Origin of the sequence: Faecalibacterium gallinarum, assembly GCF_022180365.1 — a bacterium.
In the GTDB taxonomy this organism is placed as follows: Bacteria; Bacillota; Clostridia; order Oscillospirales; family Ruminococcaceae; genus Faecalibacterium; species Faecalibacterium gallinarum.
On the sequence record NZ_BQKV01000041.1, the window covers coordinates 1 to 13358 of the forward strand.

Consider the following 13358-nt stretch of genomic DNA (forward strand, 5'->3'; position numbering starts at 1 on the left):
CTTCTCTCCAATCTGACGCAGAGTCATTCCCTGGCTGCGAAGCTCTATTATTTCCTTCTCGTGTTCCTGAATGTGGCTGTATTTTCTGGGCATAGCAAAGACCTCCTGTAGTAGTTTTATTCTACCACAGGAGGCCTTCTTTTTTCATTTTCTACTTTTACTGGAGCGGTTCATGCCGCGGAGGCGTTTTTCTGTATATTTTCCCCGAAATATTGCAATTTGTAAATCATTCTCCCGCAAAACCGCAGAATGCGGTTTTGGAGAAAAAAGCTTTTTGCGCCGCTTTTTCTCGAAAAAGCGGCAAACCTCAAGTCCGGGCCGGGACCTTGCCGGTGTTGAGCCGCCAGACGATCCGGTCGATGAGGAAACTGCCCCCCAGCAGGACCACCGCCCATAGGCAGGACACCCAGACCGGCTGCTCATAGATCTTGAAGAAGGGATAGGGCCCTTCCAGCACCCGGGCCAGGTTCATGGCCAGAGCCGCCGCGCCATAGAGGAGGGTGGGCACCAGGTCATACAGGGCCGCCCGGCGGGGCAGCCGGGGCGCCCGCTCAAAGAGCACCAGGGAGAAAAAGGACACCACCGGGTTCAGGAAATGATGATAGAGCATGGAGCCGGTGAGCAGCAGCACATAATACCCGCCGGGGCCGTAGATGGGCGCCAGGACAAAGACCACCGTCAGGAAGGTGAGCATCAGACAGCAGGTGGACATGTACTTGAGGGTTTTCACCCAGCGGGGCACCTCGCCCCCGGTGAGGAGGGCGCCGATCTGGGCCGCCGCCATCAGGGCACAGGCCAGAGTGGAAAAGAGATTGCTGTTCTCGGTGTAAAAGGTAAACATTTCCATCCCCACTCCCTCCCAGCTGATGGGCAGGGCAATACTCTCCCAATAGAGGATGAGCAGGTTGCAGAAGATGGAGAGCAGTTTTTGCAGTTTGGTCGTTCTCATGGGTCGATTCTACGGTACTCCTAATGGGGGCCGAAAGGGCAAAAGCGGGCGAAACCGCCCGCTTTCCGCCCCGGCCCTGTATGGCTGGGATTATTTTGCTGTGTTGATAAAGCTGCGGTTGTCCCACAGATACTTGATGCCCGACAGGGCGGTGACCAGGGCCACCAGCCAGCAGAGGACCATGCTGATGGTCCCCACCGCCAGCGGGTCGCTGGGCCCCGAGAGGGCTGCCGCAAAGTAATAGAAGATGATGGTCAGCATCTGGAGCACGGTCTTGACCTTGCCCCACATGTTGGCGGCGATCACCTTGCCGTCCTTGGCGCCGGCGGCCACCATCCGCAGGCCGGACACCGCAAACTCCCGGGCCAGGATGATGGCCAGCACAATGGGCGAGCAGATGCCGTCCCGCATCATGTAGAGGAACGCCACCGTGGTCAGCAGCTTGTCGGCCAGGGGGTCGGCGAATTTGCCGAAATCGGTGACCATATGCCACTTGCGGGCCAGATGGCCGTCCAGAAAATCGGTGAAGCTGGCCAGGGCAAAAACGACGCCCGCCACTAGATACCAGCTGGAATTAAAGTTGGATGTGCCGTACTGGGACAGGGACGCAAAGACCATGAACACCGGCACCAGCAAAATCCGCGCCAGGGTGAGCTTGTTCGGCAGATTCATAGAGTCCTCCTTGTTTTCCGTTCCGGCATATTTTGATATTATATGCCGGTTTGTAGTTTATTTTTCCTCCACGACGCCGTACAAATCGTACAGATCGCTTTCTTCTACACGGATGGTATAAAATTCGCCAGGATAGAGGGGGGTCTCGCTGGAAACGCAGACGCAGCCGTCCACCTCGGGGGCGTCCCCTGCCGTCCGGCAGAGGTAGAGCCCGCTCTCCTCGTCGATGCCGTCGCAGAGGGCCCGCACCGTCTGGCCCACCTTGGCGGCCTGCTTCTGGGACATGATGCCGGTCTGAATCTGCATCACCAGTTCGGCCCGGCGGTCTTTGGTCTCCTGGTCCAGCTGGCCCTCCATCCGGGCGGCCAGGGTGTTCTCCTCGGCCGAGTAGGCAAAGCAGCCCAGGCGGTCGAACTGGACCTCCTTGACAAACTGGCACAGCTCCTCGAACTGCGCCTCGGTCTCACCGGGGAAGCCCGCGATCAGGGTGGTCCGCAGGGTGATGCCGGGGATGGCGGCCCGCAGGCGGCCGATGACTTCCAGCAGCTCGGCCCGGGTGCTGCGGCGGTTCATGTTGTGGAGGATCTCGTCGTTGCAGTGCTGGATGGGCAGGTCCAGATAGGGCACCACCTTTTTGTTCCGCTGCATGGCGGCGATGAATTTATCGGTGATCCGCTCGGGGTAGGCGTACATAATCCGGATCCACTCAATCCCCTCGATCTCGTTGATCCGGTCCAGCAGCTCGCAGATGCTGCCGGGCTGGCCCCAGTCCTCGCCGTAGGCGGTGGGGTCCTGGGCCACCACAATCAGCTCCTTGACCCCCTCAGAGGCCAGCCAGCGGGCCTCGGCCAAACAGTCCTCCAGGGGGCGGCTGCGGAGCGGGCCCCGGATCAGGGGAATGGCGCAGTAATGGCAGCGGTTGTTGCAGCCTTCGGCGATCTTTAAGTACGCATAGTGGGCCGGGGTACCGATCACCCGCTTGCCTCCCAGGGGGAACTCCTTCTTGGGGCCGTAGCTCTCCAGCTGCTCGCCGCCGGTCACCCGGGCGACGATGGAATCGATCACACCGTTGGAGGCACAGCCCACCACGGCATCCACCTCGGGGATCTCCTCCCGGATCTGACTGCGGTACCGCTCGGCCAGGCAACCGGTGACCACCACCTTCAAATTGGGGTTCTGCTCCTTGCAGGCGCAGGCCTCGAGGATGTTCTCGATGGCTTCGGCTTTGGCGCTCTCGATGAAGCCGCAGGTGTTCACCAGGGCCACATCCGCCTCGCTGAGGTCAGCCACCGTCTCGTGGCCGGCGGCCAGCAGGGTGTGGACCATGCAGTCCAGGTCCACCTGGTTTTTGGGGCAGCCAAGGGATATACAGGCAATTTTCATAGGCTTTTAACCTTCCTTTGTCGTTGTTGTCAAGTTACAGATCGGAGGTTTGTTCCACCTCGGCCAGGGCACGGCGCACCACCGGATAGCCGAAGCCCCGCCGCAGCAGAGCCGCAGCCACCAGATCCCGCCGGCCGGCGGCCAGCTTGGCCTGGTAGCGCCCCTGCACCAGGGCTATGGCAGCGGCCAGCTCGGGGTCCTCCCCCTCTTCGGGAGCGGCGTAGACTTCCTCCAGGGCCTGCTGGACCTGTTGGTTGGTCAGGCCCTTGCCCCGCAGGACGTGGGCCGCAGCGCGGCGGCTTTTGCGGGCGTAGAGCAGGCTCTGGGCCCGCATCAGGGCGTACCGGGTATCGTCCAGCCAGCCCTGCTCCACCAGGTCGGCGATGGCCTGGGCCGCGGCGGCCTCGGTATATCGGCGGCAGAGCCGGTCGTAGAGCTCAGCGGCCGAGTGCTCCCGGGCCGCCAGATATTCCAGCCCGGTGGCCCGGGCTTTGGCCGGATCGGCCGATTTTTCCGCCTCGGGGCGGCGGCGTCTTGCCCAGGCCATGGGTTAATCCTCCACCATGATATCCAGTTCGCTCTCGTTGCTGGGAGCCGGGGCCTTGACCACCGGCTCACGACCGGCACGGGGCTTCTCCTCCCCTGCTGGGGCCGCCGGAGCTGCGGCGGCGCGGGGGCCGGGGCGGCGGGTAGCGTAGAGCTTGTCGGCGTTGGCCCGGATCTGGCCCTCGATGTCGTCGGCAATCTCGGGATTCTCTTTCAGGAACTGTTTGGCGTTGTCCCGGCCCTGGCCCAGGCGGATATCGCCGTAGTTGAACCAGGCGCCGCTCTTCTGGACGATGCCCAGCTTGACGCCCACATCCACCAGCTCGCTCATCTTGGAGATGCCCTCGCCGAACATGATGTCGAACTCCGCCTCACGGAAGGGGGGCGCCACCTTGTTCTTAACCACCTTGGCGCGGGTGTGGTTGCCGATGAACTGGCCGGAAGAATCCTTCAGGCCCTCCACCCGGCGGACGTCGATCCGCACCGAGGAATAATACTTCAGAGCCCGGCCGCCGGTGGTGACCTCCGGGTTGCCGTACATGACGCCCACCTTCTCGCGCAGCTGGTTGATAAAGACACAGACGGTGTTGGTCTTGCCGATGACCGAGGTCAGCTTCCGCATGGCCTGGCTCATGAGGCGGGCCTGGAGGCCCACATGGCTGTCGCCCATCTCGCCCTCGATCTCGGCCCGGGGCACCATGGCGGCCACCGAGTCGATGACAATGGCGTCAATGGCGCCGGAGCGGACCAGGGCCTCGCAGATTTCCATGGCCTGTTCTCCGGTGTCCGGCTGGCTCACCAGCAGGCTGTTGATATCCACCCCCAGGGCCTCGGCATAGGTGGGGTCCAGAGCGTGTTCAACGTCGATGAAGGCCACCTCGCCGCCCTTCTTCTGGGCCTCAGCCAGGATGTGGAGGGCCAGGGTGGTTTTACCGCTGGATTCGGGTCCATAGATCTCGATGATACGGCCGCGGGGCACACCGCCCACACCCAGGGCCAGATCCAGCCCCAGGCTGCCGGTGGAGATGGCCTCCACCTGCATGGCGGCATTATCTCCCAGTTTCATGATGGCGCCTTTGCCGAACTGCTTCTCGATCTGGGAGAGGGCAGTGGCCAGGGCGTCCTTTTTTGCGTTGGGCTCGGTCTTCTGTACGGCCGTGGAGACCGCGTTATTCTGATTTTTTGCCATAGTGTTTTCTCCTTTGTCTTGGCTTTGGCCCCGGATTTCAGGGCCATCGCGGGGGATCATTTTATGTCCGCTTCCAGTATACCACAAAGAAAAAATATTACAACAAGAAGTTGTTGATTTATTTCATTTTTTGAGGGCGCCGGGCCGTGACGCACCGGTCGTTTCCACCGTAATCTTTCCGGCAGGCGATTTCAACCCAGCCGGACCGGGCCAGCAGTTCTTCCACCGCCTGACGCTGCTGCCAGCCGATTTCCAGAGCCAGGGCACCGCCGGGGCGAAGGGCTCTCTGGTAGTGTTCCGCAATGGCCCGGTAAAATTCCAGGCCATCCTCCCCTGCCGCCAGAGCCATGGCAGGTTCCCGGGCGGTTTCGGGCTGGAGATCTTTCATCTCCTCGGCGGTCAGATAGGGGGGATTGGAGACGATGAGGTCCAGCTCCCCCTCCGGCAGGGTCTGCCAGTAGGTGAAAAGATCCCCCGCCACCGGCTCCACCGCCGGGGCCGCAATTCCCTGCCCGGCCAGGGCCTGGGCCGCGTTCTCGGCGAGATAGCGGAAAGCCTCGGGGCTTTTTTCGAGGCATACTACCCGGGCCCCGGGGCAGAACATCTTGACCCCCAGCCCCAGGCAACCGGTGCCGGCGCAAAGATCCAGCACCCGGGGGGCCGAAATGCCCGCCAGCATCCCTGCGGCAGTCTCGGCCACCACCTCGGTATCCCCCCGGGGGCAAAGCACTCCCGGCCCCACCGCCAGCTCAAAATTCAAAAAAGGCCACCGCCCATAGAGGTATTGCAGGGGTTCCCGTTCCGCCCGCCGGGCGGCCAGGGTTTCCAGCGTGGCCGCCTCTGCCTCGGTCAAAGGCGCTTCGGTCAGGCGAGGGTTCCGCCCGGTGGCCAGCCGGAACAGCTCCCCGGCGTCAAAATCGGCGTCCGGACAGCCCACCGCGGCCAGCTGGGCCTCCACCTGCTCCACCGCCTGGCGGGGGGTGAGACCCGGCCTTACCATTGGCCATCCTCCCGGCGCTCGGGCAGAACAGGGGTCACGGCGGCAATGGCCACCTCGATCATACTGTCGTCCGGCTCGAATACGGTCAGCCGCTGGACCCAGAGACCGGGCTGACGGACCAAATTGGTGATCAGGTTATCCGACCGGCCGCACCATTTCAGCAGCTCGTAGCTGATCCCCATGACCAAGGGCAGCAAAAGCAGCTTGAACAGCACCCGCAGCCCCACGCTGCCCCAGGGCAGCACGCTGTACAGAAAGACGCTGACGATTACCACCAGGATCAAAAAGCTGGTGCCGCAGCGGGGATGGAACCGGGTATATTTCCGGATATTCGCTACGGTCAGCTCCTCCCCCGCCTCGTAGCAGGCGATGGTCTTGTGCTCGGCGCCATGGTACTCAAACACCCGGTGTATCTCCTTCATGTGGGAGATCAGAACCATATAACCCAGGAAGATGGTCACTTTAAACAGAGCTTCCAGAATCACCCGGGGCCACCGGCCCAGCTCCACAAAATAGCCCACGCCCCCCACCAGAAGGGTGGGCAGCACCGTAAAGATCAGGATGGCGCCCAGGCCGCCGACCACCGCCGCTGCCGCCAGAACCAGGTCCTCGGCCTTTTTGCCCAGGTGTTCCCCGATCCACTTTTCAAAGGCGGTCTCCTCGGCGGCTTCGTCGTACTCCTCGCCCATACTCACCTGGGCCGAGTACATCATATAGCGGTAGCCCATCACCAGGCTCTCGATCATGGAGACCACGCCCCGGACCAGGGGCAGCCGGGCCAGCCCCGTATGCCGGGGGGTGGGCTCGAGCTTGGTCTCGATGGTGCCGTCGGGCTTGCGGACCGCGCAGCAGATCCGCTCCGGGCCCCGCATCATGATGCCTTCCAGCAGGGCTTGGCCGCCCACACTGGTTTTAAAACATTCCGGTTTTTTCATAGATTGTGTGTTTCTCCTGTTGATGATATCCCCTCAAAAGGGGCTCGCCCTTTTTCAAGAAAAGCGGCGCAAAAAGCAAAAGGGGGCTTACTTCCGGTAGATGGGCAGCCCCAGGGTGACCACAGTCCCCCGGCCCAGGGTGCTCCGCAGATCCAGCGTACCATCCAGAGCGGTCATAATGGATTCCACCAGCGCCAGGCCGATGCCACTGCCCCGGACCGCATTTTTTCCCTTGAAGAACTTGGCCTTGACATTGCCCAGATCCTCGGGGGGGATGCCCCGGCCCTGATCGATGATCTCGATAAAGGCCTTGTATTCCCCGGCCCAGATCTTGACGGTAATCCGCCCGCCGGGGGCCGAGTATTTGATGGCGTTGTCCAGAATATTGATGAACACCTGGCGCAGGCGGTCCGGGTCGGCGTGGACCGGGATCATCTCCTCCGGCTCGGCGTAGGAGAGCACCAGCCCCGCCTGGCGGATCCGCGGCTCGCAGAAGAGCACCGCGTCGGTGAGCTCGGCCACCAGGTCCAGGGGGCGGCATTCCATCTTGATGCCGCCGTTTTGCAGCCGGCTGAAATCCAAAAGTTCCTCCACCATGTTGTAAAGGCGGGTGGTCTCGCTGCTGATGATCTGGAGGCCCTTGCGGTAGTTTTCGTCGGAGGGGTCGTCCAGGGTGTTCAGGGTTTCCACCCATCCCCGAATGGAGGTCAGAGGGGTGCGCAGCTCGTGGGAAACCGAGCTGATGAACTCGTTTTTCATCCGCTCGGTCTCGGCCAGGCCTTCAGCCATCCGGTTGATGGTGCTCCGCAGACGGTCCATCTCGTCCCGGGGAACCACGGCCTCGGGCAGCCGGACGTCCAGGTCCCCCCGGGCGATGTCGGCGGCGATCCGCTCCACCTGGCCCAGAGGGGCCACAATGCTCCGCACGAAATACAGCCCCGAAGCCACCGTAAAGGCCAGGGCCACCAGCACCACCAGCGCGCTGAGCAGAAAGGCGTTTTTGATCTGGGTCTGAATCAGGGTCATACTGGTGACCAGCCGCATGGCCACCACGTCCTCGGCGGCATAGGGAACCAGGCAGCAGACCGACATCACCGGCTCCCCGGAGGAAGTCTCATAGAGTGCCACCCCCATGCCGTCGGGGGCAGTCTGGGCCTGTTCAAAGTCCTCCCAGGTGACGATGCCCTCGGCTCCGGTGCCGCTGGTGGAGGCGATGACCTCGCCGTAGCTGTCCAGCAGCATAAACTCGTATTTGTCCTTGTCGGAGAACTGTTCCACCATCCGGCGCAGGGCTACGCTGCGGTTGGCCGCGGCCTTCTGGGAGGTATCGCCGCTGTACACCTTGAGCTGGCCGGTAATGGAGGAGAACCGCTGGTACATGCTCTGCTGCACCCCGTCGTAGTAGCTCTCGGTGTAGTTGTAGAGGAACATCCCCTCCACCACCAGCATCAGCAGCACCGTGATCAGCAGGTTGCCCCGCAGCCAGCGGGCGGTGATGCCATTTTTCAGGCCAGGGTTTTTCTGTTTTCTTGCCATCTTTCGGTGCGGTTCACTCCTCCCAGCGGTAGCCGTAGCCCCAGACCGTCAGGATGTGGGCGGGGTGGGAGGGCTCGTCCTCCACCTTCATCCGCAGACGGCGGATGTTGACATCCACAATTTTGACGTCGCCGAAATAATTCTCGCCCCAAACCCCTTTCAGGATCTTTTCCCGCACCAGGGCGGTGCCCGGGTTGCGGAAGAACAGCTCCATGATCTGGAATTCCACCTGGGTCAGCTCGATGGGCTGGCCCCGCTTGAGCAGCACCCGGCGGTTCTGGTCCAGCACAAATTCGCCGCTCACCAGGACGGTGGGGTTCTCTTCCGGTTCCTGGGCCGGGGCGGTGCGTCCCACCCGACGGCAGAGTGCCCCCACCCGGGCCAGCAGCTCGCTGACGCTGAACGGCTTGGTCATATAATCGTCCGCCCCGATGGAAAGGCCCCGGATCTTGTCCTGTTCCTGGCCCTTGGCGCTCAGGATGATGATGCCGATCTGCTGGTCGGTGCGGCGGATGGTCTCGCAGAGGGAAAATCCGTTCATCCCGGGCAGCATCACATCCAGAATCGCCGCGCTGCAGCCGGGCTGCTGTTCCAGCAGCGCCAGGGCCTCTTCGGCGCTGGCGGCTTCCAGGGCTTCCATCCCGGCCATCCGCAGGTTAAGGGCAATCATCTCCCGGATGCTGGCCTCGTCTTCCACGATGAGCACTTTCACCATAGGGGTTTCCTCCGTTTTCCGCGTTTTACAGGATATACAGGGACCGCGACAGCCGGTAGAGCGGGTCTTCAATCACCGCATCCGGCTCCAGCCGGGCCTGGATCTGGCGGGAGGCAATGACCCCCAGCCGGGTCCAGCCGACGGAGGACTCCGCCGTCCCGGCGATCCGTACCGTCATATACAGCTGCTCACCGTCCAGGCTCCGCAGTTCCACAGCATTTTCGTATTCGGTGCTGTCGGTCAGCAGAAGGTTGCCCTCCCACTCCATCGGCAGCTCCAGGTAATAGCCCATCTCCTCATCCAAAAGGCCAAAGCTCTTTTGGGGCTGGGGGCTGGTGTAATCCATCCAGACGATAAAATCCATCCGGCGGCCCTGGCTCATATTCAGCAGGCCCGCTTCCTCCGGCTGGGTGGGGATCTCGACCACCCCATCCCCGTCCAGGTCCTGGCTGATCAGGGTGGAGACGTTGCGGAACGAGGCCTCATACAGCTCATTGGTGCCAATCTGCTGGGCCGGTTCCATCTGCTGGGTTTCCTCGTTGAACCGCAACAACACCGAGGCCAGATTGGTGCCCGAGACGCCGGTCCAGCCGTCCAGCACCAGATACTGGCCGCCGTCGGCCCCCACTCCCGCCGCCAGAGAGGCACAGCCCACAAACCGGTCGGGGAAAAGCCCCATCACCGCCACCTGACGGAAGCCTCCCTCCCGGTCGGAGGTCAACAGCTCGATCTGGACGCCCCCTTCTTCACTGGTGCCCATCAGAATCAAATCTTCGCAGCTTTTGCTGGTGATCTGCTCGATGAGGTACTGCTCACAGGGCTGTTCCAGAATGGAGAGGATCTGTCCGTCCGCATAGGAATAGACCGCCAGGTAATACTCCTCCGGGGAGGCTGCATACCCCAGCACAATCTGGTCGGCGCCGCCCTCCTGCAAGTGGGCGAACCGGACGCTGTCCACCGACTCGGTCAGCCCCTCGATGGCGTCCTTCACCTTCCATTTTCCCTCGGTGTCCCGCTGGAGCAGGGCCAGGCAGACATTGGGGGTACCGCTGGTGGTGTAAAGAACCGCCGCGTCCTGGACCCCATCGCCGTCGTAGTCGCTCATGAGAAAGGGGGAAACCAGTTCCCCGCTGAGAGGATATTTGAGCTGGGCGCTCTCCCCCAGCCACTCATTCAGGGCCGACTGGATCATGCCGTAATCGCCCGCCAGCTGAGGCGCCCGGAGCAGTTCCTCCATCGAGGCGCGGCTGCCCAGGAACCCATTGCATCCTGCCAGCATGAGACAGGCCAAAAGCCCCGCCAGAATTCTTGCACGCCGCTTCATCCGTCGCCCCCCTTTCTCCCCCCGGCCAGGGCAGCCCCGGCGGAAGGGTGTATCGAACAGATACAGTATATCACGCTAGGATGGCGATTCCAAGTGTCATTCCACAGACTCCCACCGCAAACCCCGCTGCAGCGTCGGCTTTCTGTCCCAGGGAAAAGCCGTTGACCAACAGCTCGGCCACGCTGACCCAGCACATCACCCCAGCAGCCAGGAGGGACATTCCCTGCAAGAGCATTTCGTTCAAAAAGGGGGCCAGCACCAGATAGGCCAGCACCGCCCCCACCGGCTCGGCCAGGCCCGAGGCGAAGGCCGCCCCGGCGCTCTTGACCCGGTTGCCGGTGGCGTACCAGAGGGGGGCGGCGGTGCTGATCCCCTCGGGCAGGTTGTGGAGGGCGATGGCCAGAGAGAGCCGCAGCCCGGCCCGAGGGTCCTGCACCCCGCTGAAGAGGGTCAGAATCCCCTCCGGCAGGTTGTGGAGCACCAGAGCCAGCCCCACCGCAATGCCGCAGTGAAGCGCCCGGCTGCGGGAAAGAGCGATGTCCCCCACCTCCGGTTCCCCGGCCAGCTGAGTCATCAGCCGGCCTTCATCGGGCAGCAGCTCCCCCATCAGGGCGGCCAGGGCCATCCCCGCCGCCAGCAGCAGCCCCACAGCGGCCCCGGCCCCAGCGGACGAAAGCCGGGTCTCAAAAAAAGCAAGGCTCCCCGGCAAAAGATCCCCCAGACTCACCGAGAGCATTACCCCCGCCGCAAAACCCAGGCTGCGGGCCAGCATCCGGCCGGTGGGCACAAACCAGAGCACCGTCAGCCCGCCCAGCCCGGTGGACAGCCCCGCCAATATGGTCATACAGAGCGCTGCCAGAAACGGATTTTGTTCCATTCGATTTTCCCCCTTGCTGGTTTTTTCAAACAAAGGGCTTTGCAGCCCTTCTCTTAGGGTATCTATGCAGGGGGGCGGTCTTTTTTGCCTGAAAAACACAAAAAGCCCCTCCCCCATCGCTGGGGGAAGGGCTTCGGTTCAAGAATTTATTGGCAGCGGTTCGGCCCTGTTAAGGCTTAGACCAGCTCCAGGATCGCCATCTCGGCAGCGTCGCCGCGGCGAACGCCAATCTTGATGATGCGGGTGTAGCCGCCGTTGCGGTCAGCGTACTTGGGGCTGATCTCGTCAAACAGCTTCTTGGCCACATCCTCCTTGGTAACGTAGCTGTAAACCTGACGCTTGGTGTGCAGGTCGCTGCTCTTACCCAGGGTAATCATCTTCTCGGCCATGGAACGAACGTCCTTGGCACGGGTAACGGTGGTTTCGATCTTGCCATTCTCTAACAGGTAGGTAACCATAGCGCGCATCATTGCCTTGCGGCTGTCGCTGGTTCTACCGAGCTTTCTGGTACCGGGCATCCCGTTTCACTCCTTAAAATATTTTAATTAGTCATCGTCTGTGTTCAGCTTGAAGCCCAGGGAGTCCAGCTTTGCCATGACTTCCTCAAGGCTCTTGCGGCCGAGGTTGCGAACCTTCATCATTTCGTCCTCGCTCTTGCTGACCAGGTCCTCAACCGTGTTGATGCCTGCGCGCTTCAGGCAGTTGAAGGAACGAACGCTCAGGTCCAGCTCTTCGATGGTCATCTCGAGAGCCTTCTCCTTGTCGTCGTTGGTCTTCTCCACCATGATTTCGGCGCCGGCGGCCTCATCCGACAGGTTGACAAAGAGGTTCAGGTGCTCGGTCAGGACGCGGGCGGCCAGACTGACGGCCTCCTGCGCGTTGATCGTACCATCCGTCCAGACCTCGATGGTCAGCTTGTCGTAGTCGGTGATCTGCCCAACGCGGGTGTTGTCCACGCTGTAGTTCACCTTCAGCACGGGGGTATAAATACTATCAACGGGGAGAGTGTTGATATCGTTCTTCTCGATGATAGCCTGTTTGTTGCGCTCCGCGGGCACATAGCCGCGGCCCTTGTCGAAGGTCAGCTCCATGACGAGCCGGGCGCCCTCGCCCAAGGTGGCGATGTGCCATTCGGGATTCAGGATCTCGATCTCATCGCCCTGATTGATGTTGTCGGCGGTGACCTCACAGGGGCCCACTGCCTCAACACGCACTGTTTTAGGCCCGTCAGAGTAGAGCTTTGCAGCAACACCCTTCAGGTTCAGGACAATTTCGGTAACGTCTTCCTTGACGCCCTCAATGGTGGAGAACTCGTGGACCACGCCGTCGATCTTGACGCTGGTCACGGCGACACCAGGCAGAGACGAAAGAAGTACACGACGCAGGCTGTTGCCCAGTGTGATGCCAAAGCCCCGCTCCAGCGGCTCTGCCACGAATTTGCCGTAGCGGCCATCCGGCGAAAGGCTTGCCGTTTCGATTTTGGGACGTTCAATCTCCATCATATCTATGCCCTCCTTGTACAACCGATGTCTCCATCGGCCCATTTATGAAATTCTTTCAGAAAAGAACGTGAGTTGGCAGGCGCCCATGCGGGGAGCCTGTCCCCCCAAAAATGGTTTTACTTGGAGTACAGCTCGACGATGAGGTGCTCTGCGACTTCGTAGTCGATGTCGCTGCGCTCGGGCAGACGAGTGACGGTGCCCTTCAGGGTGCCGGCCTCGCGCTCCAGCCATGCGGGCAGAGCAACGACAGGGGCCTCGGGGCCAACCAGCTTAGCAAACTTAGCGGAAGAGCGGCTGCTCTCGCGCACTTCGATCACATCGCCGGCCTTGATCTGGTAAGAGGGGATGTTGACCTTCTTGCCATTGACGGTGAAGTGAGCGTGGGAGACCAGCTGACGGGCGTCGCGGCGGGTCTGAGCGTAGCCCAGGCGGAACACGACGTTGTCCAGACGGCACTCCATCATCTGCAGCAGGTTCTCACCGGCCTGGCCGGGACGAGAAGCTGCCTTCTCGAAGGCGTTGCGGAACTGCTTCTCCAGAACGCCGTAGATGAACTTAACCTTCTGCTTCTCCTTCAGCTGCATCGCATACTCGGACTGCTTCTTGCGCATGTTGTTGCCGGAGTTGCGGGTGGTATTCTTCTTCGCATAGCCCATGACTGCAGGAGAAATGCCCAGGGCCTTGCAACGCTTTGCGATAGGCTGCGTATTCTTTGCCATAATTTAGTTTC

At 61.7% G+C, this 13358-nt stretch carries 14 protein-coding genes; all 14 read right to left on the minus strand.

What is annotated here, in order from left to right; all coding sequences use genetic code 11:
* Positions 1–307: 307 nt before the first annotated feature.
* A complete protein-coding gene (locus JCM17207_RS06860; protein WP_238316874.1) occupies positions 308–949 on the minus strand; it encodes a Pr6Pr family membrane protein in 642 nt (213 codons plus the stop codon).
* Positions 950–1039: 90 nt separating this feature from the next.
* Positions 1040–1621 (minus strand): CDP-diacylglycerol--glycerol-3-phosphate 3-phosphatidyltransferase, encoded by a 582-nt coding sequence (gene pgsA, locus JCM17207_RS06865; protein ID WP_238316875.1) that lies wholly within the window; start codon positions 1619–1621, stop codon positions 1040–1042.
* Between the two features lie 57 nt (positions 1622–1678).
* The gene (rimO, locus tag JCM17207_RS06870; protein WP_238316876.1) at positions 1679–3004 is read right to left on the minus strand and encodes a 30S ribosomal protein S12 methylthiotransferase RimO; all 1326 of its coding nucleotides are present in this window, start codon (positions 3002–3004) and stop codon (positions 1679–1681) included.
* 34 nt (positions 3005–3038) lie between these two features.
* Positions 3039–3551: a regulatory protein RecX gene (locus JCM17207_RS06875; RefSeq protein ID WP_238316877.1), complete on the minus strand. Its 513-nt coding sequence runs from the start codon at positions 3549–3551 to the stop codon at positions 3039–3041.
* Between the two features lie 3 nt (positions 3552–3554).
* On the minus strand, positions 3555–4739 hold the full coding sequence (gene recA / locus JCM17207_RS06880) for a recombinase RecA (RefSeq protein ID WP_238316878.1): 1185 nt from the start codon (positions 4737–4739) through the stop codon (positions 3555–3557).
* Positions 4740–4857: 118 nt separating this feature from the next.
* The gene (prmC, locus tag JCM17207_RS06885; protein WP_238316879.1) at positions 4858–5739 is read right to left on the minus strand and encodes a peptide chain release factor N(5)-glutamine methyltransferase; all 882 of its coding nucleotides are present in this window, start codon (positions 5737–5739) and stop codon (positions 4858–4860) included.
* Positions 5733–6674 (minus strand): DUF1385 domain-containing protein, encoded by a 942-nt coding sequence (locus JCM17207_RS06890; RefSeq protein ID WP_238316880.1) that lies wholly within the window; start codon positions 6672–6674, stop codon positions 5733–5735. Before JCM17207_RS06890 ends, prmC begins: the two co-directional genes overlap by 7 nt.
* Positions 6675–6761: 87 nt before the next feature.
* Positions 6762–8210 carry a sensor histidine kinase gene (locus tag JCM17207_RS06895; RefSeq protein ID WP_373871936.1) on the minus strand — a complete coding sequence of 483 codons (1449 nt, stop codon included), beginning with the start codon at positions 8208–8210 and terminating at the stop codon, positions 6762–6764.
* A 13-nt stretch (positions 8211–8223) separates the two neighbouring features.
* A complete protein-coding gene (locus JCM17207_RS06900) occupies positions 8224–8925 on the minus strand; it encodes a response regulator transcription factor (RefSeq protein ID WP_238316881.1) in 702 nt (233 codons plus the stop codon).
* 25 nt (positions 8926–8950) lie between these two features.
* Complete coding sequence (locus tag JCM17207_RS06905; protein ID WP_238316882.1) at positions 8951–10249, minus strand: hypothetical protein; 1299 nt, start codon at positions 10247–10249, stop codon at positions 8951–8953.
* Positions 10250–10319: 70 nt separating this feature from the next.
* On the minus strand, positions 10320–11126 hold the full coding sequence (locus JCM17207_RS06910; RefSeq protein ID WP_238316883.1) for a ZIP family metal transporter: 807 nt from the start codon (positions 11124–11126) through the stop codon (positions 10320–10322).
* Positions 11127–11302: 176 nt separating this feature from the next.
* Entirely contained in the window at positions 11303–11644 is a 342-nt protein-coding gene (gene rplQ, locus JCM17207_RS06915) for a 50S ribosomal protein L17 (RefSeq protein ID WP_238316884.1), read from the minus strand.
* A gap of 27 nt (positions 11645–11671) precedes the next feature.
* Positions 11672–12628, minus strand: coding sequence for a DNA-directed RNA polymerase subunit alpha (locus JCM17207_RS06920; RefSeq protein ID WP_238316885.1), 957 nt, complete (start codon positions 12626–12628; stop codon positions 11672–11674).
* A gap of 116 nt (positions 12629–12744) precedes the next feature.
* Positions 12745–13347, minus strand: a complete 603-nt coding sequence (gene rpsD, locus JCM17207_RS06925) for a 30S ribosomal protein S4 (protein ID WP_238316886.1) — start codon at positions 13345–13347, stop codon at positions 12745–12747.
* Between the last annotated feature and the right edge of the window lie 11 nt (positions 13348–13358).

Bases quoted from the DNA above. Each gene is read 5' to 3' on its own strand.
- JCM17207_RS06895 (WP_373871936.1), bottom strand. From the start codon at position 8,210: ATGGCAAGAAAACAGAAAAACCCTGGCCTGAAAAATGGCATCACCGCC.
- JCM17207_RS06890 (WP_238316880.1), bottom strand. From the start codon at position 6,674: ATGAAAAAACCGGAATGTTTTAAAACCAGTGTGGGCGGCCAAGCCCTG.
- rpsD (WP_238316886.1), bottom strand. From the start codon at position 13,347: ATGGCAAAGAATACGCAGCCTATCGCAAAGCGTTGCAAGGCCCTGGGC.
- JCM17207_RS06905 (WP_238316882.1), bottom strand. From the start codon at position 10,249: ATGAAGCGGCGTGCAAGAATTCTGGCGGGGCTTTTGGCCTGTCTCATG.
- JCM17207_RS06920 (WP_238316885.1), bottom strand. From the start codon at position 12,628: ATGATGGAGATTGAACGTCCCAAAATCGAAACGGCAAGCCTTTCGCCG.
- JCM17207_RS06860 (WP_238316874.1), bottom strand. From the start codon at position 949: ATGAGAACGACCAAACTGCAAAAACTGCTCTCCATCTTCTGCAACCTG.
- pgsA (WP_238316875.1), bottom strand. From the start codon at position 1,621: ATGAATCTGCCGAACAAGCTCACCCTGGCGCGGATTTTGCTGGTGCCG.
- rplQ (WP_238316884.1), bottom strand. From the start codon at position 11,644: ATGCCCGGTACCAGAAAGCTCGGTAGAACCAGCGACAGCCGCAAGGCA.
- recA (WP_238316878.1), bottom strand. From the start codon at position 4,739: ATGGCAAAAAATCAGAATAACGCGGTCTCCACGGCCGTACAGAAGACC.
- rimO (WP_238316876.1), bottom strand. From the start codon at position 3,004: ATGAAAATTGCCTGTATATCCCTTGGCTGCCCCAAAAACCAGGTGGAC.
- JCM17207_RS06910 (WP_238316883.1), bottom strand. From the start codon at position 11,126: ATGGAACAAAATCCGTTTCTGGCAGCGCTCTGTATGACCATATTGGCG.
- prmC (WP_238316879.1), bottom strand. From the start codon at position 5,739: ATGGTAAGGCCGGGTCTCACCCCCCGCCAGGCGGTGGAGCAGGTGGAG.
- JCM17207_RS06900 (WP_238316881.1), bottom strand. From the start codon at position 8,925: ATGGTGAAAGTGCTCATCGTGGAAGACGAGGCCAGCATCCGGGAGATG.
- JCM17207_RS06875 (WP_238316877.1), bottom strand. From the start codon at position 3,551: ATGGCCTGGGCAAGACGCCGCCGCCCCGAGGCGGAAAAATCGGCCGAT.